Origin of the sequence: Peristeroidobacter agariperforans (assembly GCF_004138335.1) — a bacterium.
Lineage (GTDB): Bacteria > Pseudomonadota > Gammaproteobacteria > Steroidobacterales > Steroidobacteraceae > Steroidobacter > Steroidobacter agariperforans.
Map to the genome: position 1 here is coordinate 271,543 of NZ_RYFW01000001.1, position 23,740 is coordinate 295,282.

The following is a 23,740-nucleotide window of genomic DNA, read 5'->3' on the forward strand; positions in this document are numbered from 1 at the left end:
AGGAGAACGAGCCATTCTCCCAGCTGCAGTGCAGCTTGTCTTCGCAACGTTCATGCGAAAATTCGTAAGACTTGTGCCGATCGTTGCAAAGTTTCGCAAATGGGAACCGCCGCGCCCGAGGTTCAGAAATTCGAACCGCGGGGCGGGTTCCAGCTGACAGAAATGTAAGGTTTAAATCGTGGGCTCGGCGTCGGAGGCGTCCGGGATGCCTTCGAACAGGGCGGTCGACAGGTAACGCTCGGCGGTGTCCGGCAGCATTGCCAGAATGACCGAACCCTGCGGCGCCTTCTGCGCGACCTTCAACGCCGCCGCAATGGTGCCGCCGGCGGAAATGCCGCAGAAGATGCCTTCTTTCGCCGCGAGCTGACGCGACGTTTGAATGGCCTCGTCATCGGTCACGGTCAGGATCTCATCGGCCACCTCGCGATTCAGCACGCCCGGTACGAAGTCCGGCGTCCAGCCCTGGATCTTGTGAGGCTTGAACTCGGCGCCGGCAAGCAGCGAGGCCGATGCCGGCTCGGCCGCAATGATGCGCACATCGGGGCGAGCCTTCTTGATCATTTCTCCGGCGCCCGTGAGCGTGCCGCCGGTGCCCCAGCCCGTGACCCAGAAGTCCAGCTTGCGGCCGGCGAAATCGCTGAGGATCTCGGGACCGGTGGTATTGCGGTGATATTCCGGATTGGCCTGGTTCTCGAACTGGCGGGCGAGGAACCAGCCGTGCTTCTCCGACAGCTCTTTCGCCTTGCGCACCATGCCCGAGCCGCGCTCGGCGGCCGGCGTGAGAATGACCTTCGCGCCGAGCAGGCGCATGATCTTGCGACGCTCGACCGAGAACGATTCGGCCATGACCGCGACGAACGGATAACCCTTGGCCGCGCACACCATCGCCAGCGCGATGCCAGTGTTGCCCGAGGTGGCTTCGACGACAGTCTGGCCGGGCTTCAGCGTACCCCGGCGCTCCGCGTCCTCGATGATGGCAATGGCCAGGCGGTCCTTGACCGACGACATCGGATTGAAGAACTCGCACTTGGCGTACATCGTGACGTTCGCTGGCGCGAGCCGGTTGATTTTGACGATGGGCGTGCGGCCGATGGTGCCGAGAATGTTGTCGTAGATCATGGCGGGGAACTACTTGCTTTTGGGGAGGAGCGGCAGATTGCGCGCGCCCTGAAACGGCGTCAACAACCCTTTCGCATGTGACAATTCACTTACTTTGGTGATGACTCGACCGGTTGCCGCCGCCTGCGGCGGCGGGAACATTGCTATATCGATGATTCAGGAGCGGTCTCGCTCTCTCAACCAGCCGGCAATCCTGTCCGGAATCTGCCGCTGCGCCGTGCCGCTCACATAGATGCCGATGTGGCCGCCCTGAAACTCGTGCGTGCTGTAGTCGCTGCTGCCTGTGAGCTCGCCCAGCGGCTTGCTGCTCGACGGCGGCACCAGGTGATCCTGCATGGCATAGATGTTCAGCAGCGGCACGGTGATCTGCTTCAGATCCACCTTGCGGCCACCCACTTCCAGCGTGCCCTTCGACAACCGGTTCTGTTTGACGAACAGCGTCAGGAACTGGCGAAACATCTCACCGGCCTGATCGGGGCTGTCGAAGATCCATTTTTCCATGCGCAGGAAATTCTCCAGCGCCGCGGCGCTGGTGTTCGGATCGTTGAGCTGGTGCAACAGGTCGACGTACTTCTGGCTGTTCAGCCGGAACGGCATCAGGCTCACGAACAACGCATTGAGGGCCTCGCCCGAAACATTGCCCGTTGCCGCAACCAGCGCATCTACATCGACATGTTTCGCCCACTTGGTGAGCAGATTCTCGGGCGTATGGAAGTCCACCGGCGTGACCATCGTGATCAGATTACGCAGCCGCTGCGGATGGAGCGCCGCGTAACACAAGCTCATCGTGCCGCCCTGGCAGACGCCGAGCAGATTGATCCGATCGTGACCGCTGGCCTTGCGCACGAAGTCCACACAGTGCGACATGTAACGCAACACGTAATCTTCCAGCGCCAGATAACGGTCGGCGCCGTCGGGATAGCCCCAGTCGATGAGATAAACATCGACGCCCCGCTGCAACAGACCGCGGATCAGCGAGCGATCGGCCTGCAGATCCATCATGTACGGTCGATTGACCAGCGCATAGCTGATGAGCACCGGCGTGTGCACGCGATTCTCGGCGGCCACCACTTCCGAGGGCCGGTAGCGGTACAACGTAACTTTGTCTTCGCTGAAGACGGCATCTTTGGCCGAGCTGCCGATCGTGACTTCGCCGGCGTTCGCAAGCGCCGCGAGGCCCTGCGACATGCGCCGCATGAAATCGTTGGTGACAGCAGCCAGCTCGGCCGAGCCCGGAGTGGACCCGCTCATGATCGTTCCTCCCCACGCGCTGCAGCCAGCTCGCTTTCCAGCGTGGCGATGCGCTCGCGCAACTCGCGCATCTGCTTGTGCACCGTGTTCAACTCGGAGCGCGTCGGCAGATCGAACTGTTTCAACGTGCGCTCCAACACCGCCTGCTGGCGCGTCTTCAAGCGGATGGCTGCATTGCCCAGTTGCGCCTGCAGCTTGCAGTACGACTCGCTGTGCGCCACCTGGGCAAATACTTTCTCGCCGCACTCCACCCACAAGTTGTACAGCTCGCGATAATCCTCGATGCCCGGGGCGGCGCCAGAGCTGTGCTTCGCGCGCCGCTCACGAATGGCCGCTTCCAACATCGACAGCGCATCGGTCTGGACCTTTGACCACACCGTGCGCAGCTCTTGTTCCAAGTGCTGATACTCGGCTTGCGCAGCCAGCAGCTCTCGCCACGCTTCGGTCTGCTCGCGAGCCATGCCCAGCGCGGGCATGCGCGAAATCAAGTCGGCGAATTGACGAGTCGCGCCTTCGCCTGCCGAAGCGGCGCCGGCCCAAGTGCCTTGCCACGCGTTGAGCATTTCTTCGCCGAACTTCAGCGGCGCCTCGCCCGCAGCGGAGCCAGCCGCACTTCGCTGCGCGAATTGCTGCCATCCCTGCAGATAGGACTGCCCTGCTTCCAGCCAACGCATGCCGAGATCGCGGAACTGGTCCGAGACGCCTTCCGACTTGGGGCCAGCCGTGCTTGCTGCATCAGCGCCAGGCATGCCGGCACGGCGCAACTGCTCGCGCTGTTGCTCGATCCAGGCTTGGATCCAGTCGGATCCGTCGTTTTTCGACTCGGACATTGCCGCTTCCCCTCACATCGACACGGCATTATCAATCGTCCGGACGCGAATTGCTCAGCCAGGTGGATGTCTGTTGCACCGCCAAATGCACGTCGTTACAGTAGCCCGCCCCCGACGCTCGAGGGTTGTATTGTGTCCACCATGCCGGAGCGCGCCAAAAGCCTGTCGAGCTGAGCATGAGCGAAGAACGACTGATCAAAAAATATGCGAACCGGCGCCTGTACGACGCCGCGCAAAGTCGTCACATCACGATCGACGACATCCGCGACATGGTGATTGCGGGCACGCGCGTGAAGGTGATCGAGGATAAAAGCAATGAGGACATCACGCGCCTCGTGCTGCTGCAGGTGATCGCCGATCAGGAACAATTCGGCCGCCCCATCCTTTCGACCTCGTTGCTCGAATCGATGATCCGTTTTTATGGCAACTCCATGCAGAGTTACTTCAGCAGCTACCTCGAGAAGAGCGTCGAGACGTTCATCCGCCAGCAGGAAGTCATGCAGCACCAGATGAATCGGACTACCGCTCCGGGCAGCGGCGCGCCCAATCCGCTCGCCGAGCTGACTCGACAGAACCTGGAGCTGTGGGCCAAGATGCAGGAGACGCTGCTGGCGACGTTCGCGCCGCCGCGCGATCAAGCTCCCCAAGCCAACAACACCAAGAGCAAGACTGGTGGCAAAGCTTCCGATAGCGACGCTGACGAGTCCTGACGTTTCGTCCGCGCACGCATGCCGCTGAAGATCTGTTTCGTCGCTTCGGAAATCGCGCCGCTGGCCAAGACCGGCGGGCTCGCCGATGTTGCCGGCGTCCTGCCGCGCCATCTGCACGCGCTCGGTCACGACGTGCGCGTATTCATGCCGTTGTACTCGAGCATGAGCAACGGCGTGCTGCGAGACGCGCGGCCGGTGACCGCCGCACAGCATGTGCCGCTGGCGCTGGGCGCGCATCGTTATTCGTTCACCATTCTCGAATCGCAGCTGCCGAATTCCTCGGTGCCCTTGTATTTAGTGCACTGTCCGGAAGCGTACGATCGGCCGTCCATCTATACGTCGGGCGTCGACGAGCATCTGCGCTTCCTGGTGTTGCAACGAGCGGCGCTCGATGCCTGCCAGCGCATGCAGTTCACCCCGGACATCCTGCACTGTAATGACTGGCACACGGCGCTGATGCCGATGATGCTCAAGAGCGTGTACGCCTGGGACAGCCTGTTCGCCACGACTCGCCCGGTGCTGTCGATTCATAACATCGGCTACCAAGGCATTTTTCCGGCGAGCACGACTTACGACATCGGCGGCAATGTGAGTCATCTGGTAGCGCCGGAAACGTTGGCGGGCGGCGCCTTCAACTGGCTGCGTGAAGGCGTGCGACATGCGCATCGAGTCACGACGGTCAGCCCGACCTATGCCAAGGAGATCTGCACGCCGATCGGCGGTCACGGCCTGGATGGAGTCCTGCGCGCACGCGCCGATGGTGTCGTCGGCATTCTGAACGGCGTGGATTACAACGAGTGGAATCCCGCGACCGACCGTTATTTGAAACATCACTATTCGCCCGGAAATCTGTCGGGCAAGCGCTTCACCAAGCGCTCGCTGCTCGACTGGCTGAATCTTTCAGTCAGCGACAGCGCGCCGCTGGTCGGCATCGTCTCGCGCATGACAGTGCAGAAGGGCTTTGACTTGTTGTTCGACTCGCTGCCCTACATTCTCGAGACGCGCGATATGAGCCTGGTCGCGCTCGGCAGCGGCGAGGCGCATTACGAGAACTTCTTCGTTGATCTACAACAGCGGTTTCCCGACCGTGTCGTATTCCATCGCGGCTACAGCGAAGAGTTGTCGCATCTGATCGAAGCGGCCAGCGATATGTTCCTGATGCCGTCGCAGTACGAGCCCTGCGGCCTGAATCAGATGTACAGCCTGAAGTACGGCACGGCGCCCATCGTCCGTCGCACCGGCGGCCTGGCGGACTCGGTGCAGATGTGGGACCCGACGACTCGTCAGGGCACCGGTGTCGTGTTCAACGATTTCGATGTGCCGGCGGTGGAATGGGCCCTTCACACCGCGCTCGACTTCTTCAAGGATCAGGACGGCTGGACTCAGCTCATGCTCAACGGCATGGCGCAGGACTTTTCCTGGGACCGACAGACCGGCGAGTACGTGAATCTGTATCGCGAGCTCACCGGCAAGTGGGATTGACCCGCCTGACTGTTACAGTCAGGAACAATTGATTATTTCATTACAGCGAGATTGACGCTGCCGGTCTCGTTGAACGGAATCTTCTTCAGGAACCGGATGTCGGTGAGCAGCTTGCCTTCGATCGCATAGTTCACCTGCGTGCGGCCATTGAGCCGCGACAGCAACCGGCCGATGCCGCTCACGAAGTTGGTCCGCACCGTCACGTCGAAGTCGGTCTCGCCATTGGCCGGCACCACGAACGGCTTGTTCAACATGCCCTCGGCGAAGCCGTCGCCTTCCAGGAATATCTTGTAATCCAGCCCCGTGATCGGCAGCTCGCGATCGTTCGGGTTCTCCACGTTCATGCGGATCAGGAACTGCTGATTGAAGATGTCCGCCGAGGTCATCGCGACCGCCACCAGTGCGAGCCGCGGCGCCTTGAGGTCGGGGCGCAGCGAGCTGCAGCTGCTCGCAGTGATGAGCAGCGTGAGGATCAACAGGCAACGAGCGATGACCTTGTTCATCTGGCCCCCAAGGAGAATTGGGGGCGAAGGATAGCAGAGGAGGCCGGCTGCATTATGTGACGCAGCCCCTCCCCGAGGCTACGGCTGCTGCAACCGGGCCAGCATGTCGCGCGTGACCAGCGCGACGCCTTGTTCGCTCATGTAGAAGCGGCGGGCATCGTCCTCGCGGTTGACGCCGATCTGGGTGCCGGGAGGCACCACGCCGCCGGTGTCGACGATGGCGCGCTTGATGACGCTGCCGGCGCCCACCTTCACGTCGGGGAAGATCACCGAGCGCTCGATGTAGCTGCGTTCGTCGATGCGCACGTTCGAGAACAACAGCGATTGATTCACGGTGGCGCCGGAGATGATGCAGCCGCCGGACACCATCGAATTGATCGCCATGCCGCGCCGGCCGTCCTCGTCGAGCACGAACTTCGCGGGTGGATACTGGCGCTGATAGGTCCAGATCGGCCACTGCTCGTCGTAGATATTCAGCTCGGGATTGACGTAGATGAGCTCCATGTTTGCGTCGTAGAACGCATCCACCGTACCGACGTCGCGCCAGTAGTGCTGAACGCGCGTCTCGTTGTCCGTGAATGGATACGCGATCACTTTGTGAGTGTTGAGCGCGCCCGGGATGATGTTCTTGCCGAAGTCGTGCGACGTTCCCGGACGCTGGGCCTGCTCCTCGAGCAAGCGATACAGCAGGCTGGCCTTGAATACATAGATGCCCATGGAGCCAAGCGCCATGTGCTCGCGCCCCGGAATGCCTTCGGGCTCCTTGGGCTTCTCGGAAAACTTGGTGATCCGATAATCCGGATCGACGCTCATGACGCCGAACGCGGTGGCCTGCTCACGCGGCACTTCGACGACGCCGACGGTGATATCGGCGCGCTTCGCGACGTGCGAGGCGAGCATCACGCCGTAGTCCATCTTGTAGATGTGATCGCCCGCCAGCACCAGGATGTGCTTGGGGTTGTGCAGCTTGATGATCTGCAGGTTCTGGTACAGCGAATCGGCAGTGCCGCGGTACCAGAAGTCGCCCATCTGCTGCTGCGCCGGGATGATCTCGACGAACTCGCCGAACTCGCCGCGCAGGTAGCCCCAGCCGCGCTGGATGTGCTGGATCAGCGAATGCGCCTTGTACTGGGTCATGACCTGAATGCGGCGAATGCCCGAGTTCACGCAGTTCGACAGCACGAAATCGATGATGCGGAACTTGCCGCCGAACGGCGTGGCCGGCTTGCAGCGGAAATCGGTGAGATGCTTCAGACGCTCGCCGCGTCCGCCGGCCATGATCACCGCCAGCGTATTGCGCGTGATGCGACTGACGTACCGGCGCGTCCGGGCTTGCGATTGGTCGCGCCGGCGCGCCAAACCTTCCCTCGATCGAGCGGGCTCTGCTCTATCGTCCATATCAGGAAATCTCGCTTCGCGTCGGGCGGTCCCGTCGGCACGGGCACCATCCGTTGGGTTGACCGACCTCAGTGTCGGCGACGACCGCGGCCGCTTGCCTCGCAGGCGCGGCTTCGGCATTGTTGGTTGCTCGCCATCCCCATCCTCGAAGGATTCAGGAAGGTGAGGCTCCGGCGCCACAGTCTGCCGGAACCCCGCATCCAGAGTAAGCATACCGGCATGCTGCAACGGTTTTATAACGACGTCGTCCTCGCGCTCGGACATGGCTGCGGCTCCTCGCACCTGGCGGGCTGGCGTCGTTGTCGGCCCGCACTAACGATCATCTGTGGGTTAACGTTGGGACTGTCCTGCAAGGTCCATGCTCAGCAGCCAGCCGACGCTGCTGACAACGCTAACAAGCTGCCAGTAGCCTCAGCCTGCTTGCCCGACGGCAGTGGATATCTCAAGGCGAGGCTGTCGGGCGCGGTGCAAACAGAGCTCGTATGGGGCAACGACGGCACGGAATGCACCGGCGCCGTGCGGCCCGACGGTGGGATTCGCGTACGTTTCAGTCACAAAGACGGTGTCGACGGCGGCCGCCTGGTACTGTTGTTCGGTATCGCAGCGTTGCGCGAAGGGCAGTCGGCCAAGGCACTGCCGGTGAACCTGACTGTCATACGGGAAGGCCTGGGCGAGTTTTACAGTACCCAGGGAGATAACAAATGCACGCTCGATGATGTGCGGCAGGAGCCACTGGTCGGGATACCGCACCGTTCCCGTTCCTACCGCATAATTGCGCGCGGCTTTTGTACACACCCTGCACGGGCCGTGCGGGGCAACGGCGTGATCCTGCTGTCGCGTTTCGACTATGTAGGCCGGATTGACTTCGACGCCGAGGACAAAGATGAAACCCTTGCAGGCGGAGCGATGACGGCGCAAGGCCGGATGAAACAGCAATGATGAGCAAATTCACAATGTCTGCAGGGCGGTGGCTCGCCCCGGTGTTCTTGATCTGTGTGCACCTGGGTGGCCCGGCACTGGGCGCCGCGCCTGCCAGTCAGCCGGCTGCACCCGAGGTCACGGCCAAAGACCTGGACCGCGCCTTCGAGCGGGACACCCTGCAGATCGCGACACCGGACGCGCGCCTGCACCGCTTCAATACCTGGATCGCCGATGACGATCAGCGCCGCCAGCGCGGCCTGATGTTCATCCGCCAGCTGCGCCCCGACGATTCCATGCTGTTCATCTACCCGCAGCCCATGACCGTGGCGATGTGGATGAAGAACACCTACGTGCCGCTGGACATCCTGTTCGTGGCGGCCGACGGCAAGGTGATCCACATCGCTCAAAACACCGAGCCGCTGTCGCTGAAGACCATCGAGTCCGGCGGTATAGTCCTGGGCGTGGTCGAATTGCCAGCCGGCACGGCGGCGCGCCTGAAAATCACGCCCGGTGCGCAGGTGATTCACGCCGCACTCTCGGCGCCTCAACGGTAACCATGCTCGACCTCCCCGGTCATCCCGTCCTCGACAAAACCGCTCTGGTGGGCGGCTGTCTGCGGCTGCCGGTGCGGATCGATGCGCAGCGCCTGGCGGCGGAGATCGCGACATTACCTCCAACGCTGTGGGGCTCCACTGGCGGACGCGTCGGCGTTCATCGCAACGCCGAGGCTTTGTTTCTTCGCGGGTATGCCCCCGCCCAGGGAGCATTGCCGATCGAGGATCGTGAGCCACTGGCGATGCTGCCGTATGCCCGCGAGATCATCGAGCGGCTGATACCGGCTCCGCCGCAGCGATGTTTGCTCGCGCGCCTGCCCGGTGGCGTATCCATCGATCCGCACATCGATCGCGCGCCCTATTTCGCCAAGACCCTGCGGCTGCACTTCCCGATCGAATCGCACGAGCAGGTGCACATGATCGCGGGCGAGCTCACTTATCTCATGCGGCCCGGCGAAGTCTGGGTATTGAACAACAGCTCGCCGCACGCCGTATGGAACGCGGATCCGGATCGTTCGCGTACTCACATGATTTGTGACTTCCTGCCGACGCCCGCCTTGCTCGAAGTCATGGCATCGGGCGAGCGCAATCTCGGCCAGCACAACGAGGCGGTCGAACGGCACTTTGCCACGCACGCCACGGGATGATCGTTACCCCTCGATTCGTGTTCCTGCACTTGCATAAGTCCGGCGGCACCTTTGTGAATGCCGGCCTCGTGCAGCACATCGCGGGGGCGAGACAGCTCGGATATCACCTGCCCCGCTCCATGCTTCCCGGGCAATACACAGCGCTGCCGCTGCTGGGCCTGGTGCGCAATCCCTGGAGCTACTACGTCTCCTGGTACAGCTTTCAGCGCTCGCGACCCAGACCGAATGCGCTGTTTCAAACGATCAGCAATAGCGGCGCACTGGACTTCGGCGGGACGATCCGGAACATGCTGAATCTGGAGCGCGACCCAGCGTTGCTGGATCGGGTGCTCGCTGCCCTGCCGGCGGCGTACCTCAATCAGGGACTGAATCTGCCGAGCTTTGCCTTAGCTCCGATTCGGGGTAGCGGGCTGGGCTTCTATTCGTTTCTGTATCGTTATTTGTATGGGCCCGATATCACCGCCGTGAGGCTTGCGCGCATGGAGCAGTTGCGGGTCGAAGTGCCACAACTATTGGAGTCTGCAGGTGAGCCTGTGACATCAGCGCTGCGTGACTACATGAGCACCGCGCCGGCGCTGAATACCTCTGAACATGCGCCTTACCGCCAGCTCTACGATGCTGAGCTGGCGCAATTGGTCGACGAGCGCGATCGGCTTGTCATCGAGCGTCACGGCTACTCGTTCTAGTAGCCGCGACTGTCTGCTTATTGATTGGCCATGCGCGGCCGGCGCTCGATCGCCTTGAGCTGCAGCTTGGTGTCTTCCTGCAGCTGCTCCCATTCACGCGCCGTCATGCACGATGTCTTTTTACGCAGCCGCGAGCCCGTCTGCAGGTCCTGACGACACAGCAGGATCCGGCCGTTCTCGTTCTTGATCTGGTAGCCCGCCTTTTGCATGGCCATGATCTTGTCGGCGTCGAGCTCGCCCTCGGTCAGCGAGTCTGCCTTGGCGGCGGGCGTCGCAGCGACGGGCGCTTCGCTGGCTGGTTTGGCATCGGCTGGCGGCTGCGCTGGAGTTGCGGCTCGAGGCGCCGCGGGCTCGGCCGGAGCCGTTTCCTGTGCGAGGACCTGACCCGTTGCACCGATGGCGACGAACATCAACCAGACCTGACGAAACATCATGACCGACTCCTGAGCATCCTTAACTCAACGCAGCGCGATTAACTTATCCCACGTGACCTGAACGGACGGCAACACCGGAGCAATCTGCGCTTCATTCGTCCGCCACTTGTCCGCGGCGGGCGCGGTCAGTGTGTAACGAGATGACGGCAGCGGCGCCGACAAACGATCGGCCAGCGCTGAATCTACCGGCAAATGCAGGAACTCGCACAGCTTACCGATCGTGCCGGCCGGATCGCGGAGCAAATTAGCATATTGCACGACTGCCCAGCGCTCAGGCCCCAGCGGTTGCAGATCATCGAGGATCTGGGCATTGGTCCGTTCCCACTGCCACGCGGCTATTTCGGCCAGCGGCCGGCCGTTCATGTCGCGCCAACCTGGCGGCAACAACATCGACCACGGGCCGTCGAAACCTTCCAGCTTGGGATACGTGCGCCACTGCCCGGAGCGCCAGGCTTCCATGATGCTGCTGATGTTTTCACGCGGATCGCGCCACAGGAACACGAATCTCGCATCTGGAAAAATGCGATTGAAGAACGGAATGCGCAACGAGTTCTTCGGCGTCTTCTCCAAGAAACGGCGCTGGCCGGGCTCGGACAACGGCTGGCCGGTATGGTCCCGCAGATGAGACAGGATCTCCTGGCGGATGTCCTCGGCGATGGCGTCGGTAGCATGCTCCGCACTCAGGCGATTTGAATCGATACCCGGCGCGCCCGGCCGCAAGCCCTCGATACCTTCCACCAGCCAATGCGCTTCGCCGCCGACCGTGCACAGTTGTGAGCTCGCGGCCAATGTTTCGAACAGCAGCGTGCTGCCCGAACGCGGCGCGGACACGATAAAAATCGGCGCTTCGATCGTCGGCGCACGTGCACGCGTCGGTCGAGCTGGCGCGGCCGTGCTCGCAGCCTGTTGGGGTAGCGACAGCATGGCCCGCAACACTCGCCCTTCGAGCACCTGATGAACGCCTACGCCATTCGTGCGCATCACCAGGCCTTCCGACAGCTCTCGCGACGCGTTCCGAATGCCGTCGCGCAGATTCGTGAACTCCGGCCAGCCCTGCGGATCGCCGCCATACAAGGCGTACAGTTGCCGCCAGTCCTTGCACAGCGCTTCCAACATTGCGTGATAACGGACCAGGCGCGCGTGACTGTTGGGCAGGTTTTCCCGAGCCACCAGCTCCGAGCGCAGATCGAGAATCAAGAAGTCGATTTCACCCGGCGTCATGACAGGAGCGAGCTTGGCGCGTTCCATGAGCGGTGACGCCTGACGATCCGCCACATACGAAACGGTGCGCACTTGCGCGGCGGGATTGTCACTTTGCGCAACCAGTTGCCAGAAGTGGGCGCTGCCCGAAGTGTCCGCGACCAAGTGAATGCGCTCGTCCGGCGTGAAATTCTCGACTCGATGCGAGCGCCAGTTATCGAACAACCACGCCTCGCCCGCCGCCATGTGGACGACCTGGTCCGAGCAATAGAAACGAACTTCCGGCCGCGTCACGATGGGAATGTGCAGGCGGACGCGCGTGAACCAGTGATAGTTGATATCGGCATGCTCCGGCACGGTTGCGCCCGGCGCCAGGCGCAACAGGCGCGAGCGGCTCCACACCACGCCAAAGCTCGCCAGAATCTGACGAATGTACGGCGATTGTTGGAGATGTGCCGTCGCTTGCATGCGGCCGTTGACGTCGTCGTTCTCGCCGCCATCGACGCTGATCAAGCGTGCCGCGCTATTGCCCTTGATATCGTTCGGGTGCCGGGCCCAGGCTTCGGCAGGCAGGGCTGCCACTTCGGCCCGCAGGCGCTCCACATCGAAGCGCAACGGCAAACGATAGAACGGCTTGGGCAACCGCATGACTACGCCGCCTCCGCCGCTTTGCGAAAATCCCCCATCGCCGGCACGAGCATTTCAACTGCGGCGCACTCCGCTTCGGTGAGGTGCGGATTCCAGATGTCGAAGATCAGCACGACGCGGGTGCGCTCGCTACGATTCCACGCCTCGTGCTCGTAGGTGTCGTCGAAAATGACGGCGCGACCTTCGCGCCACTCGTGCACTTCGCCGCCCACCTTCAATGCGCAATCGGGCGGCACTAGCAACGGCAGATGTCCGACCAGCCGCGTGTTGGTCACGCCGCGATGGGGCAACAAATGCGTGCCGGCCGTGAACACGGAGAACAACACTTCCGGGCCGTGATCTCGCACGTGAGACAGCGGCAGGATATCGAGCGTGCTCGCAGTTACCGGGCACGCCGCACAGTTGTCGGCGCGTCGCTCGCCATGACGATAAAAGTAATAACCATTCCAGCTCGGCGGCGCTTGCAGCCCACGCAGGTTTTCTTTTTCGATCGCCTCCGTCGTAAACACGCGCTCACGACCGGCCGTGCTCGGCAGGAGCTGCAGCAACTCCTGACGGATCGCGAAGGTCTGTGCTTCGAGCTGCTCGATCCACGGGAACAGCGCTCGATCCAGATAGGCCGCCGGCGGCACGTCCGGCACATAGAAAAATGTCGGTTGCTGGCGTGGATCGGGATAGACCGGCGCTTCTTCCCTGAAGTAGATGCGCAGGCCGCGTTCGATACGCTCGAGCGAGTCGGCGCCGAATTTCTGCCGCAACGGCTCGAGCAGATTGGCGAAGGTCGCCATGCGCGTCTGTCGCACCATGCGCACCGCATGTTCGACCATCGGTCGCAATCCTGGCGCCGTCGTCTCGGCGTTGAGCCAGCGGCCTTGCGCCTGCGCGTCATTGCTCGCGCGAAAGTATTGAAGCGCCGCCTGCTCTATCTGCCCCGCGCGTTCCAGCGCGACCGCGTAGTGCAAACGGATGATGAACATGCCCGGCGCCAGTTTGATCGCCGTGCCGTGGGCTGCAACGGCGCCATCCACGTTCCCGGCCGCCTCGTACACGCGGCCGAGATAATGGCGGCTCAAGGCATGGTTGGGATTGGACTCGACAGCCGACTCCAGCAACTGCTGAGCGCGAGGCAACTGTCCGCGACGCAGGGCGATCAAACCCAGGGCGTTGAGCGAATCGATATCGCCTGGCCGAGACTGCAGCGACTGGCGCGCCAGCCGCTCCGCTTCGTCGAGCCGGCCTTGCTGCAACAGGGATTGGACGTCTGGTGAATTCATTCGCGCTACTATAGCTGCCTATGAGCCACGCAGACTTGCGCCGCTACATCCGCACGTACGATCACGACCTGGATCCGCAACTGTGCCAGCAAATGATCGGCTCGTTCGCCGGGCTGGAGCGCTTCCAGATGCGCAACGGCCGCGGCGTGCGTAGAGGATTGGAGGACTCGGCCTGGACCGAGCTGAACGTCAGCCGGCTGTCGGACGCGGCCTTCCAGGGCATGTTCCGGGGGTTCATCGATCGGGCGCTGGAGCGCTACAACCGCGAGATCGAGCTGGCCCTGCCCATTCCCAACTCGCCGCTGTTCTCCAACCTGACCTTGAAGCGTTACCGCCCCGGGCAGCAGGAGCAGTTTCAGCTGCATTTCGATTCCATCAACCATGTGGCGAATCGTTATCTGGTGCTGCTGTGGTATCTGAACGATGTCGAGCAGGGCGGCGAAACGCGGTTCCCACAGTTGGACGTGACCATTCCGGCGCGCGCCGGCCGGCTGCTGATGTTTCCTCCGTACTGGATGTACCAGCACGAAGGCAGGCCACCGGTCTCGGGCGACAAGTACATCATTTCCACGTACCTGCTGTTCATCGATCCGAGTAATCCCAGCGCTGTAAATAAGTCCGTAGCTGAGGGATGACCGGAGCGAGGTGCCGTTCGTAGGCACGCCAGCGTCCCACCGCCTTTTGATTCACCGGCTGCACGACCTGCGAATAGCTCGGCGTGCTGATATATCCCTTGGCCCGCGCGTGTTCGGCCGGTGCGAGCATGCCGTCGTGCCAGGGCAATCGCAGGAATTCCGCGATCTCACGCACGCCGCGCTCGAAGTCGGCCACGAAACTCTCGTAGCGAACTTCCAGCACGTGCGGCGCCAGCAGAGCCGACTGGCAATACCAGAAATCGAACGAGCGCCGGTAGCCATCCGCCAGCGCCTGCAGGCTCGAACACAACATCACGAAATGCGGCGCGCGAAAGTGCTGCATGAAACAACTCAGCACCACGTCGCACGGATGACGCACGGCCAGAATGATCGGCGCATTCGGAAACAGGCGCTTGATCGCCGGGAGGCGCAGCATGTTGAGCGGGTTCTTGTCGACCACTCGCTGGCCCGGTTCCAGCCTGATGCGCGTGCCTGCACGCTCGAAGTAGCGTGCACGGATCGCCGTCAGCTGCGGATCCGTGAGTTTGCCCAGTTCCTCCGGATAACGGACGCCGGCCGCAACCATATCGTCGAGCGCCGCCTGGACGATCGGCTGTTCGTCCATGGATTTCAGTTGGGGGTGCGCGTCCAGTGTTTGTTCCAGCAGCGTCGTGCCGGAGCGTGGGAAAGCCACCACGAACACGGGGCTTTCCTCCAATGTCGGCGCGCTCGCCGTATCCCACTGCGCGATGTCCGCAGGATCGCAACTCCAATTCGCGATTTCCCACGTCGGCTTACCACGCGCGACCGCCATCGGCGCAGTCAGCTGCAGATGCGCGACCTGCGATGCGTGCGCCTCGGTCAGCGCGGTAAACGCCTCGTCGTAGCGCTTTAAAGCATCCAACGACTTCGCGAGTGGAAACAATGCGAAGTGCTTGTCGTGAACTTGAGTGACGCCGGCGAGTGCGCGACGGAGCAATTCGACCGTCTGCTCGTGTTCGCCGACGCGTTGTGCGATTCGCGCCTGCGTCATCAGCATTTCATTGCCCAGCGACGCGGCGCGCGGATGGCTCGAGATTCGCTCCATGAGCCGTTGCGCCTCCGGCAACCGATTGGTGCGCTCCATGATCTGCGCCAGCGTCAGCATCGCGTGCACGTCGATCTCGCTGGCGGCAAGCTTGGAGATCACCTGCTCGGCACGCTCGGTCTCGCCCAGATTCATCAACCGCTGCCCGACGTCGGCGAGCTGGTCCGGCGCAAGCTGTGAGAAATCGGTCCAGCCGCGGATGGCCGCCAGCGCCTCCTCGGTCTGCATCGACTCGTAACAAGCCTTGATGTACTCGGATCGGATCAAAGCATCGCCGGGCGCCAGGTCCAAAGCCTTTTTCAGCACCACGCGGGCGGACTCATAGTCGCGCCGGTCGATATGCGTCAGACCGACGTTGAAATAGAAGTCGGCGTCGGTGTAGCCCAATTCAGCGGCGCGCATGTAAGCCCGCAGCGCTTCTTCGTACTTGCCGGCGCCGCGACGGGCCGTGCCCAGGTTCATCCAATGCGCGCCCTCCCGGGGCAGGCGCCGGGTGAGATCGGCAAAGACGACCTCCGCCTCGGGATATCGCTCCTGCGCGTGCAGGATCGCTCCCAGCAAGCCCAGTGCATGGATGTGGCCGGGCTGCAGCCCGAGCAGCTGCCGGCACTGCGCTTCGGCCGCCGCCAGCTGATTCGCTTCGAACAGCTTCGCGGCCCGCTGCAGGAATGCTTCAGTCATAGGGGACACACTACATAGAAAAAAGGCCGCGTGGCAGAGCCGCGCGGCCTTCAATCGTCGCCGCCCGCTTGCGCAGGCGGCGAGTTCGATCAGTTATCAGAACTTCTGCGTCACGCCGACGTACCAGCGACGACCCAGCAGGTCGTAGGTGGACACGTCCGTGTTCGCGTTGGTCACGTTGTTCTGGAACATGATCGGCGGGGTCTTGTCGCCGAGGTTGATACCGCCAACCTGCACCTTCGTGTCGGTCGGGAAGGTATAGCCGAACGTCGCATCGATGTAGGTCATCGAGCCGATGTCCAGCGGTCCCTCGTCCGTCAGGCCGCCATCCGGCCCGATGATCTCCAGGCTGTGGATGTAACGCAGCGACACCAGGCCGTCGAAGCCGCCCAGCGCCCAGCCGATGCCCATCAGACCGCGCCACTCGGCGTAGTTACCGAACTGACGGTCGAACGTGCCGGCGATCTCCACCGGAGTTGCGCCCGGCGCCGGGGTGTTCTCGTAGCTGTTGATACGAGTCACGTCCAACGAAATGTTGAACGAGCCCGCCGCGGTGTCACGCAGCGCGTACTTCACGCCGAAGTCGATACCGTCGGTCTCGAGGTTGCCGAGGTTGACGATCGGTTCGACGAACACCTGGTGCAAGCCGGCGTTGTTGCTGGTCTCGGGATAACGGAACTGCAGGCTGCAGAACTCCGGATTGCCGGTCTGCACGCACTGGTCGCTGGCGAAGTTCGGATCGAGCGGAGTGATCAGGTCGTCGATCTTGTACTTCCAGTAGTCGACGTTGATCGACAGGCCTTCGACGAACTGCGGGTCGTACACCACGCCGAAAGTGACCACGTCGCCGGTTTCCGGCTTCAGGTCCGGGCTGCCGACGATCAAGCCAGTGATCTGGCTGTTCGGCTGCGCGAAGGTACCGTCACGCGGCACGCCTTGGCAGGCCAGCGCCAGGTTCGGGTTGGCCGCCACGGCCGCATCGGTCAGGCGCGTGCAGGGATCGTTGAAGGTCGGCGAGTCCTGCGACGGCGCCTTCGACAAGTCGAGCAGCGTCGGAGCACGGAACACCTGCGCGTACGAGGCGCGGACCAGCAGGTCGCTGATCGGACGGTACTCGACCTTGAACTGGGCGTTGGTGTCGTCGCCGATGGTGTCGATCGAGTAATCCGAGTAGCGCACGCCGGCGGTCACGTTGAGCGCCTGCACGCCCGGCAGATCCTTCAGGATCGGCACGAAGAACTCGGTGTACAGCTCGCGCACGTTGTACTTGGCGTGCGAGTCGCCAGTACAGGTTTCCTGCGCCAGCAAGCACGACAGGAACAACGGCGGCTCGCCGCGGGTCAGCACGTCGGTTTCGAAGTCGGCGCGCTGAGTGCGGTATTCCGCGCCCACGGCCATCAACACCGCGCCAGCGCCCGTGTCGAAGAGCTCGCCGTTGGCGTTGATCGAGTAGCCCTGGCTCTCGTACACGTAGTCAGTGCGGTAGTTGGTGGAGATGTCACGCAGCGCCTGGATCTGCACCGGATCTTCTACGTTGAAGATGTTGACCGGCGTACAGCCGGCGATGACGTTGCCCGGCGTACCGCAAACGATGTTGCCGCCGCCCGCGTCGAACGATGGGCCGAGCGCCTGCGCCAGCTGCGGTCCGAGCAGATAGCCGGAGATGTTGACGTTCTGGCCCATGTGACCGAGCTGAGCGCCGACGTCCCACTGCCAGGTGCTGTCGCCGATGTCGCCGCGCAGACCGAGGCTGCCGATCGTGCTTTCGGTTTCGGCTTCGCTGCGACGACTGCCGAGCGCTTCCAGGCGCGACTGCATGTTCGGGTTCACGCCCTCGACACCGCCGAACGCGAGGCCCTGGCCGGGGAAGAAGCGGTTACCGAACGGGTTGTAGTAGCTGTCCGCCGAAATGATGGTGTCATCGGCATTCGCATCGAACGGCAGCGATGCGAGGTTGAAGCCGGCCGTCGTGCGGCTGTAGAGCACTTCGCCGTACGCTTCCACCTTGTCGTTGATCTTGTAGTTCAACATCGTGAAGAAGTTGGCGCGCTCGGACGGCGTGATCAGCAGGTTGTACGGCTGATAGTTGTAGAAGTCGGAGCTGGCGAAGCAGTGATAGTTCGCGAGGTCCGGAGTCGCGCCGGACGCACCCGAGTTACGCGCGACGCTCGGGCTGGCGCCGCCGCAGCCAAGCGCAGCGGCCTGAGGGCTGCCCGCCGGCAAGCGAATACGACCGACGTTGGTGCGGCTCGAGCCGCCTTCGGTCACGACGCCGCCGTACAGGTACAACGCAGTGGCGGAGAATTCGCGGTCGGCCGCGGACACCGAGTCCTGCTTGTTGTAGTTCACGCCGAACATGACGCTCATGCGGTCGCCACTCGTGCCGAGCGTCAGGCTGGCGGACTGCCGCTCGCCATCGCTCTCGCCGGTCTGGCCGTATTCGACGTTGACTTCGGCGCCGTCGAAATTCTTCTTGGTGATGAAGTTCACCACGCCCGCGATCGCGTCGGAGCCGTACACGGCGCCCGCGCCTTCCTTCAACACTTCGACACGCTCGATCATGTTGATCGGGATCATGTTGATGTCGACGGCCGAGGTCGTGCCGTTCGCGCCGAGCACGTTGATACGACGGCCGTTCAACAGCACCAGGGTGCGCTGCGCACCGAGGCCGCGCAGCTCGACGTTCGATTCACCGGTACCACCGCCGTTGTTCACTTGCGGGTTGGTGGCCGCGCCGGAGATTGCCGGCACGCGCATCATCAGATCGCCCATGGTCTGCACGCCAGTGTTGGCGATGGTGCTCGAATCCATGACGAACACCGGGCTCGCGGTTTCTTCGTCGACACGACGAATGCGCGAACCGGTGATCACCACTTCTTCAATAGGACGGGCAGCCGCGTCGGTTTCCTGGGCTACCGCTGGGACGGCCGTGACGGCCGAAGCCGCACTGGCCAGCAGCACGCAATGCACTGCGCGCCGAAGCGAGTTACTGGTCGAGATCATTTTTTCCGCTCCTCCTGCGAGGGATTGAAGGTCAACGGCATCAATTGCGCTGATCGCTTGTGATCGATACACAACAACTGCCGAGCGAGATCGGCGACAGCGCTGGTCCGAAGGGCGCGGAGCATACAACCGTTGCTTTCCTGTCAACAAGCGTATTTGCTGCGCCTCGCCCGAAAAGGGGGCTTGAAAATCACCCACTTAAGTGGGTGAATTGGAGCACGAAGTGATGAGTCTTGAACGCTCGTTGCGGCTTGACAACGGCGTGTGAGCGATTTATGCACGCCCCCTCGCGGCCATTTCGGCTGTAGTTTTTTCAGCACGCAAAGCGATCGACTGGCGCCGGCGAGCTGCGCGAGGCACCGGTGCGGACACTCTGTCGCCCACACTACGGCTTGAAAAATCCAGCACTTGACTGCGATCAACGACAGTTGCCGAGCGCCGCTTCTGAACGCCTCGCTGCGACGCGTGATGCGGCTTGATCAGTGAACGCGTGATGCAGCACTGCTTGCTGAAGCATAGAAAGCTGTCGCACGCGTTGCTCGTTTCGCGCTGACAGCAACGCAGCGCCATGCATGATCAGCCGGCGCCCCAAGCGCCGGAGCGTAACGCACGGGCGTACCGCTTTTTGTGTGGTTCAAGCGCCCGGGAACCGAATTTTTGCGATATGCGCGCGAACAACAATGGCGCGTCGATTGCGCGAATGTCAGTTGAAGATTACTGCGCGCGCGACGAAGATGGATTGACGGAGGATATGAATCAAATGCGCCGTTGCCTGCTCATCGGATTGTTGTTGTCGTGCTCGTTGTCCGCGTTCGCCGCCGAACCGGTCGACCTGCCTCCGGAAATTCTGACGTGCTCGCGCATTCAGCAGAACGGTGAACGGCTCGCCTGCTTCGATCGAGCGGTCGCATATTTGCAGCGGGGCGGCGAGCAGCTGCCACCGCCTTCCGCCGAGAGCAGCTTCGGATTGCAGACCGATGTCACTGAATCGCGCGCCGAAAAGGCGAGCTCGGAACAGAGCGAAGCAGCGCTCTCGTCAGTTACTGCGAGCGTCAGCGACGTGAGCGCCACGCGCGACGGTTTGAGAATCGCACTCGACAACGGTCAGACGTGGCGCCAGGTCACGGGCTCGACGGCTTTCGCGCCCAAAGCCGGCGACCGGGTCACCGTCCGGCGCGGCGCTTTCGGCTCCTTTTTGATGGACGTTCCCAACGGCCCGGCGCTACGGGTCCGGCGCATCAAGTAGGCGCTGTCATAACCTTCGATATGGTCCCTCGACCCGCTTGAGAAAATCGCCGGGCGCGGCTAATTTCACTGACGCAGTGGCATGAATTGATCAATACAGCGGCCTGACAATCGATCAGGGCAGGGAGCGAATTCGATGCGTGCTATTACGATTTATGCGGTCCTCGCAGTGACCCTGGCTGGTTGCGGCGCGCCCGCACCGAAGGAGAACCTGCCAGCGCCGGCGCCGGAGGCATTCGTACCGGCGAACGTGGCTCCCGTCACGCCAACGGCCGAAGCCGCACCGCCGCCACAGTCAATCGCACAAGCGGCAGCCGACGACAACGAAGTCATCTGTCGCAGCGAGAAACCGCTGGGCACTCGCATCGGCAAGCGCGTCTGCAAGACACGCGCTCAATTCAAGTTGGAGGAAGAAACCGCGCGGCGGATGATGAACGAGCGTGACAGGAAGGGTCACGGCTCGGTCGACCCGGTCATGGGCAATTAAATTCCTGACTCGAATCGTTTACTGGAGCGACCCGCTCAGCAGCCGTGGCGGGTCCGCTCACAAGGAGTCATCGTCACTGCCGGCAGCATGTGTAGTCCATCGCTGGTCGTGCTCTGAACGTAATCGGCAGTGGTCGGCTTGCCGTTGGCATCCAGGGTGCGGGCGATTCGCGAACCGCTGACGCGATACTTCTGCCAGGACGGCGTCCGATCTTTAGCCACCGCTCGCTTGGCCGGAGCAGCCTGAGCTTGGCTTGCGTCTGCCAGCCTCTGGCTGGGCGCATTCGCGCAGCCCAATAAAAGTGCCGACAGCATCAGGGCGCCACTTGCGCACACGACTTCGAGCTTGGCCATGACACGACTCCGCAGCGGTGAAAGGCGCTTGGGACTATAGCCGAGAGCGCACCCGCCAGATATGTGACCCAGGGCCAATTTCGCTCACGAGGCCGCGCGCGAGCACGAACGGCCACCACTCACGCGCTCCATGCCTCTCCGCGCTGGCCGAACGAATCGATCGCTGCCAGCAGCGCCGCCACCTGCTCTCGCTCCTGAGTGGAGAGCTCCGGCCGCCATATGTCGAATATCAGCACCACGCGCGAGCGCTCGCTGCCATTGATCGCCTCGTGCTCGATGGTGTCGTCGAACACCCAGGCTTCGCCGGCGCGCCATTCGCGCCGCTCGTTGCCGACGCGCAAATGACAGTTCGGCGGCACGATCAATGGCAAGTGACAGATCAGGCGTGTGTTCAAGAAACCCGTGTGCGGCGGAATGTGCGCACCAGGCGCAAGCCGTGAAAACAGGATCGAGGGCGTGCGTCCGGGGATCCGGCACAGCGGCAGCTCGGCAAGCGCAGCCAATGTTTTCGGGCAGCGCTCGGCATTGCCCGGCACCGGCGCGCCGTCCTTCCACAAGAAGAAGGCGCTCCAGGCCGAGTTGTTCAACAACGGGTGGTCCTGGCGCGTCGGCGCATCGGCCGATTGTCGAATGTAAGGCTCGAATCCCTGATCGGTCGCGATCAACTGCTGCAGCTCGGCAGCGATCTCGGAGGTTGCCGCCTCGAGGGGCGCGAGCCACGGAAACATCTCGCGCGCAAAGAACTGGATATTTGCCAGTTCGGGGAAGAAATAAGCACGTGGCTCCTGCACGTAGCGTTGTTTCTTGCCCATCAAGATTTCGACGGACTGCGCGAAGCGCGCACTGCCGCCTTGCACATGGCCCGCAGCTTCGAGCTGCGTGCGAACGTGACTTTCCAGCTGTGCGTTGATGCGCTGATACATTTGCTCGGCATGACGCGCCATCTGCACCACGCCGGGAGGCAGTGCTTTGGCCTGCGAAGCTGCCTGCACCGCTGCTGCATAGAATGCGGTCGCCGAACGCGAGGCATTCGAGGCGACGAGATGATCGCCCTTCATCACCAGCGCACGAATATTCACGGGATCGAGGGCGAGCGTGCGCTCGATGGCCGCCAGCATGGCCGCTCGATCGCCGAGCGACTGGCAGGCTAACGCCAGGCCGACGAACACGCCCGCATTGGCCTGCCCGCTCGCAACGACTTGCTCGAAGTGACGCCGCGCGGTGCTCGCATCGCCCGCTTGCAAAGCGGCGGCGGCCGCTTCGACGAGAATGCGCATCTGATCTGTCGGAGTCTGCATGACGAGGCCGATGTCCTATTGGAACTCGCGCACGGCCGCCGTCATCGCGCGCACCATGTCGCGTTCGGCAGGCGCGAGCAGCGGATTCCAAACGTCGAAGATCAACACGACCCGCAACTCATCGCTGCCATTCATTGCCTCGTGCTCGAGCGTGTCGTCGAACACCACGACTTCGCCGACCTTCCACTCGTGCCTTTCGTAGCCCACTCGCAACCAGCAGCCATCGGGCACGATCAACGGCAGATGCGCGACCAGCCGCGCGTTGGTCTCGCCGTTATGGGGTGGAATATGAGTTCTCGGCGCCAGCGCCGAGAACATGGCATTCGGACACAGACCGCCGATGGCCACTTGCGGAACGAGCGCGAGTGCTTCGGACGTCAATGGACACAACTGCAGATTTTCCTGCACCGGCACGCCGCCACGCCAAAGGTGGAAGGCGCTCCAGCGCAGCGAATGATTCAACTCGCGCCACTGATTGACGGGATCGCCCTTGCCATACGCGATGTATGGATTGAAGCGATCCTGCTGGGACTGCAAGGCCGCCAGCAGTTCCGCGCGGATGGCATCGGTCTTTGCCTCGAATTCGCCGATCCACGGAAAGTGACTGCGATCGAAAAATGGGATCGCCGGCAGCCGCGGCACCAGCAATTGATTACTTTCCGAGACGAACGGCTTGGACCGGCCAGTGACGATCGCCGCCGCTTCCTGCCAGCGCCCTGCGACCGACGGGTCGAGAGCAGCGCGTGTCGCGGCCAACTTTGTTTCTAAATGCTCGCCGAGCGCTTTCGTGTAACGCTCGACGACGTCGCGCGCATGTTCCAATTGCGGCTTGAGCTGTGCCGGCCAGTGACTCGGCGGCGGCGCGACTTTCAACGCATTCCGATACATCGTCGCCGCGGCGGACGCTCTTCCATAGCGTTCCATCCAATGGGCTCGCGCCAGCAGCGCGGGCAGAAAATAAGCATCGAGCGCGAGCGTCGCCTCGATCACTTCGTGCTCCGCTTCCCGATCTCCCTGCCGGGCAAATGCATTGACCAGCGTCATCAGGATCACAGGATCGGCGGGCGCGACCGCGCGTGCGGAACGTAACAATTCGATCGCCGGCGCCAGCTCGCCTCTCTGCAAGGCGTGCACGCCGAGACTGAATAATGCCTTTGGGTTGCGTGGCTCGAGGCGGCGGACTTCCAGCCACGTGCGCTCTGCCTCATCCCAGCGCCCGGCGTTGGCCAGCTGGCCGGCGGTGCGTATCAGCTGTTCGACCTGGTTCGACATGCGGGTAAAGCCTAGCGCAAAA

General features: G+C 62.6%; 22 protein-coding genes. 9 read left to right on the forward strand and 13 right to left on the reverse strand.

Annotated elements, in window-relative coordinates:
* Nucleotides 1-171 precede the first annotated feature (171 nt).
* The 3 genes from cysK to EK373_RS01245 form a co-directional block, all read right to left on the reverse strand.
* The gene (gene cysK, locus EK373_RS01235; RefSeq protein WP_129640931.1) at nt 172-1,119 is read right to left on the reverse strand and encodes a cysteine synthase A; all 948 of its coding nucleotides are present in this window, start codon (nt 1,117-1,119) and stop codon (nt 172-174) included.
* 156 nt (nt 1,120-1,275) lie between these two features.
* Nucleotides 1,276-2,370: a class III poly(R)-hydroxyalkanoic acid synthase subunit PhaC gene (phaC, locus tag EK373_RS01240; RefSeq protein ID WP_129640932.1), complete on the reverse strand. Its 1,095-nt coding sequence runs from the start codon at nt 2,368-2,370 to the stop codon at nt 1,276-1,278.
* Nucleotides 2,367-3,200 (reverse strand): poly(R)-hydroxyalkanoic acid synthase subunit PhaE, encoded by an 834-nt coding sequence (locus EK373_RS01245; protein WP_129640933.1) that lies wholly within the window; start codon nt 3,198-3,200, stop codon nt 2,367-2,369. The genes phaC and EK373_RS01245 overlap by 4 nt, the downstream gene beginning before the upstream one ends.
* 176 nt (nt 3,201-3,376) lie before the next feature.
* On the opposite strand from EK373_RS01245, the gene phaR reads away from it, so the two are divergent.
* Entirely contained in the window at nt 3,377-3,910 is a 534-nt protein-coding gene (gene phaR / locus EK373_RS01250) for a polyhydroxyalkanoate synthesis repressor PhaR (RefSeq protein ID WP_129640934.1), read from the forward strand.
* 18 nt (nt 3,911-3,928) lie between these two features.
* Nucleotides 3,929-5,392 carry a glycogen synthase gene (locus tag EK373_RS01255; RefSeq protein WP_129640935.1) on the forward strand — a complete coding sequence of 488 codons (1,464 nt, stop codon included), beginning with the start codon at nt 3,929-3,931 and terminating at the stop codon, nt 5,390-5,392.
* Nucleotides 5,393-5,424: 32 nt separating this feature from the next.
* On the opposite strand, the gene EK373_RS01260 is transcribed toward EK373_RS01255, so the two are convergent.
* A complete protein-coding gene (locus EK373_RS01260) occupies nt 5,425-5,895 on the reverse strand; it encodes an LEA type 2 family protein (RefSeq protein WP_129640936.1) in 471 nt (156 codons plus the stop codon).
* 78 nt (nt 5,896-5,973) lie between these two features.
* The gene (gene glgC / locus EK373_RS01265; RefSeq protein WP_129640937.1) at nt 5,974-7,293 is read right to left on the reverse strand and encodes a glucose-1-phosphate adenylyltransferase; all 1,320 of its coding nucleotides are present in this window, start codon (nt 7,291-7,293) and stop codon (nt 5,974-5,976) included.
* Nucleotides 7,294-7,512: 219 nt separating this feature from the next.
* Between glgC and EK373_RS01270 the strand changes: the two genes are divergently transcribed.
* Genes EK373_RS01270 through EK373_RS01285 form a run of 4 tightly spaced genes read left to right on the forward strand, consistent with a single transcriptional unit; the run spans nt 7,513 to nt 10,101 of the window.
* A complete protein-coding gene (locus tag EK373_RS01270; protein WP_129640938.1) occupies nt 7,513-8,232 on the forward strand; it encodes a hypothetical protein in 720 nt (239 codons plus the stop codon).
* Complete coding sequence (locus EK373_RS01275; RefSeq protein WP_157994180.1) at nt 8,232-8,768, forward strand: DUF192 domain-containing protein; 537 nt, start codon at nt 8,232-8,234, stop codon at nt 8,766-8,768. Before EK373_RS01270 ends, EK373_RS01275 begins: the two co-directional genes overlap by 1 nt.
* 2 nt (nt 8,769-8,770) lie before the next feature.
* Nucleotides 8,771-9,415 (forward strand): aspartyl/asparaginyl beta-hydroxylase domain-containing protein, encoded by a 645-nt coding sequence (locus EK373_RS01280; RefSeq protein ID WP_129640940.1) that lies wholly within the window; start codon nt 8,771-8,773, stop codon nt 9,413-9,415.
* Nucleotides 9,412-10,101, forward strand: coding sequence for a hypothetical protein (locus EK373_RS01285; RefSeq protein WP_129640941.1), 690 nt, complete (start codon nt 9,412-9,414; stop codon nt 10,099-10,101). The genes EK373_RS01280 and EK373_RS01285 overlap by 4 nt, the downstream gene beginning before the upstream one ends.
* Nucleotides 10,102-10,118: 17 nt before the next feature.
* Here EK373_RS01285 and EK373_RS01290 read toward each other — a convergent pair whose 3' ends face one another.
* Genes EK373_RS01290 through EK373_RS01300 form a run of 3 tightly spaced genes read right to left on the reverse strand, consistent with a single transcriptional unit; the run spans nt 10,119 to nt 13,657 of the window.
* On the reverse strand, nt 10,119-10,535 hold the full coding sequence (locus EK373_RS01290) for a hypothetical protein (protein WP_129640942.1): 417 nt from the start codon (nt 10,533-10,535) through the stop codon (nt 10,119-10,121).
* 24 nt (nt 10,536-10,559) lie between these two features.
* Nucleotides 10,560-12,383 (reverse strand): sulfotransferase, encoded by a 1,824-nt coding sequence (locus EK373_RS01295; RefSeq protein ID WP_129640943.1) that lies wholly within the window; start codon nt 12,381-12,383, stop codon nt 10,560-10,562.
* A 2-nt stretch (nt 12,384-12,385) separates the two neighbouring features.
* Nucleotides 12,386-13,657 (reverse strand): aspartyl/asparaginyl beta-hydroxylase domain-containing protein, encoded by a 1,272-nt coding sequence (locus EK373_RS01300; protein ID WP_129640944.1) that lies wholly within the window; start codon nt 13,655-13,657, stop codon nt 12,386-12,388.
* Nucleotides 13,658-13,677: 20 nt separating this feature from the next.
* Between EK373_RS01300 and EK373_RS01305 the strand changes: the two genes are divergently transcribed.
* The gene (locus tag EK373_RS01305) at nt 13,678-14,292 is read left to right on the forward strand and encodes a 2OG-Fe(II) oxygenase (protein ID WP_129640945.1); all 615 of its coding nucleotides are present in this window, start codon (nt 13,678-13,680) and stop codon (nt 14,290-14,292) included.
* Here EK373_RS01305 and EK373_RS01310 read toward each other — a convergent pair.
* A complete protein-coding gene (locus tag EK373_RS01310) occupies nt 14,240-16,060 on the reverse strand; it encodes a tetratricopeptide repeat-containing sulfotransferase family protein (protein ID WP_129640946.1) in 1,821 nt (606 codons plus the stop codon). The two genes, EK373_RS01305 and EK373_RS01310, sit on opposite strands and share 53 nt — an antisense overlap.
* 96 nt (nt 16,061-16,156) lie before the next feature.
* Nucleotides 16,157-19,063 (reverse strand): TonB-dependent receptor plug domain-containing protein, encoded by a 2,907-nt coding sequence (locus EK373_RS01315; RefSeq protein ID WP_129640947.1) that lies wholly within the window; start codon nt 19,061-19,063, stop codon nt 16,157-16,159.
* A gap of 700 nt (nt 19,064-19,763) precedes the next feature.
* Here EK373_RS01315 and EK373_RS01320 point away from each other — a divergent pair.
* A complete protein-coding gene (locus EK373_RS01320) occupies nt 19,764-20,309 on the forward strand; it encodes a hypothetical protein (protein WP_129640948.1) in 546 nt (181 codons plus the stop codon).
* 135 nt (nt 20,310-20,444) lie between these two features.
* Nucleotides 20,445-20,795, forward strand: a complete 351-nt coding sequence (locus EK373_RS01325; RefSeq protein ID WP_129640949.1) for a hypothetical protein — start codon at nt 20,445-20,447, stop codon at nt 20,793-20,795.
* A gap of 35 nt (nt 20,796-20,830) precedes the next feature.
* Here the strand turns inward: EK373_RS01325 and EK373_RS01330 are convergent, their stop codons facing one another.
* The 3 genes from EK373_RS01330 to EK373_RS01340 form a co-directional block, all read right to left on the reverse strand.
* On the reverse strand, nt 20,831-21,148 hold the full coding sequence (locus EK373_RS01330; RefSeq protein WP_129640950.1) for a hypothetical protein: 318 nt from the start codon (nt 21,146-21,148) through the stop codon (nt 20,831-20,833).
* Nucleotides 21,149-21,267: 119 nt separating this feature from the next.
* The gene (locus tag EK373_RS01335) at nt 21,268-22,446 is read right to left on the reverse strand and encodes an aspartyl/asparaginyl beta-hydroxylase domain-containing protein (protein ID WP_129640951.1); all 1,179 of its coding nucleotides are present in this window, start codon (nt 22,444-22,446) and stop codon (nt 21,268-21,270) included.
* A 15-nt stretch (nt 22,447-22,461) separates the two neighbouring features.
* Nucleotides 22,462-23,718: an aspartyl/asparaginyl beta-hydroxylase domain-containing protein gene (locus EK373_RS01340; RefSeq protein ID WP_129640952.1), complete on the reverse strand. Its 1,257-nt coding sequence runs from the start codon at nt 23,716-23,718 to the stop codon at nt 22,462-22,464.
* Between the last annotated feature and the right edge of the window lie 22 nt (nt 23,719-23,740).

Coding starts and splice junctions, on each gene's coding strand:
- cysK (WP_129640931.1), bottom strand. CDS start 1,119: ATGATCTACGACAACATTCTCGGCACCATCGGCCGCACGCCCATCGTC.
- phaC (WP_129640932.1), bottom strand. CDS start 2,370: ATGAGCGGGTCCACTCCGGGCTCGGCCGAGCTGGCTGCTGTCACCAAC.
- EK373_RS01245 (WP_129640933.1), bottom strand. CDS start 3,200: ATGTCCGAGTCGAAAAACGACGGATCCGACTGGATCCAAGCCTGGATC.
- phaR (WP_129640934.1), top strand. CDS start 3,377: ATGAGCGAAGAACGACTGATCAAAAAATATGCGAACCGGCGCCTGTAC.
- EK373_RS01255 (WP_129640935.1), top strand. CDS start 3,929: ATGCCGCTGAAGATCTGTTTCGTCGCTTCGGAAATCGCGCCGCTGGCC.
- EK373_RS01260 (WP_129640936.1), bottom strand. CDS start 5,895: ATGAACAAGGTCATCGCTCGTTGCCTGTTGATCCTCACGCTGCTCATC.
- glgC (WP_129640937.1), bottom strand. CDS start 7,293: ATGGACGATAGAGCAGAGCCCGCTCGATCGAGGGAAGGTTTGGCGCGC.
- EK373_RS01270 (WP_129640938.1), top strand. CDS start 7,513: ATGCTGCAACGGTTTTATAACGACGTCGTCCTCGCGCTCGGACATGGC.
- EK373_RS01275 (WP_157994180.1), top strand. CDS start 8,232: ATGAGCAAATTCACAATGTCTGCAGGGCGGTGGCTCGCCCCGGTGTTC.
- EK373_RS01280 (WP_129640940.1), top strand. CDS start 8,771: ATGCTCGACCTCCCCGGTCATCCCGTCCTCGACAAAACCGCTCTGGTG.
- EK373_RS01285 (WP_129640941.1), top strand. CDS start 9,412: ATGATCGTTACCCCTCGATTCGTGTTCCTGCACTTGCATAAGTCCGGC.
- EK373_RS01290 (WP_129640942.1), bottom strand. CDS start 10,535: ATGATGTTTCGTCAGGTCTGGTTGATGTTCGTCGCCATCGGTGCAACG.
- EK373_RS01295 (WP_129640943.1), bottom strand. CDS start 12,383: ATGCGGTTGCCCAAGCCGTTCTATCGTTTGCCGTTGCGCTTCGATGTG.
- EK373_RS01300 (WP_129640944.1), bottom strand. CDS start 13,657: ATGAATTCACCAGACGTCCAATCCCTGTTGCAGCAAGGCCGGCTCGAC.
- EK373_RS01305 (WP_129640945.1), top strand. CDS start 13,678: ATGAGCCACGCAGACTTGCGCCGCTACATCCGCACGTACGATCACGAC.
- EK373_RS01310 (WP_129640946.1), bottom strand. CDS start 16,060: ATGACTGAAGCATTCCTGCAGCGGGCCGCGAAGCTGTTCGAAGCGAAT.
- EK373_RS01315 (WP_129640947.1), bottom strand. CDS start 19,063: ATGATCTCGACCAGTAACTCGCTTCGGCGCGCAGTGCATTGCGTGCTG.
- EK373_RS01320 (WP_129640948.1), top strand. CDS start 19,764: ATGTCAGTTGAAGATTACTGCGCGCGCGACGAAGATGGATTGACGGAG.
- EK373_RS01325 (WP_129640949.1), top strand. CDS start 20,445: ATGCGTGCTATTACGATTTATGCGGTCCTCGCAGTGACCCTGGCTGGT.
- EK373_RS01330 (WP_129640950.1), bottom strand. CDS start 21,148: ATGGCCAAGCTCGAAGTCGTGTGCGCAAGTGGCGCCCTGATGCTGTCG.
- EK373_RS01335 (WP_129640951.1), bottom strand. CDS start 22,446: ATGCAGACTCCGACAGATCAGATGCGCATTCTCGTCGAAGCGGCCGCC.
- EK373_RS01340 (WP_129640952.1), bottom strand. CDS start 23,718: ATGTCGAACCAGGTCGAACAGCTGATACGCACCGCCGGCCAGCTGGCC.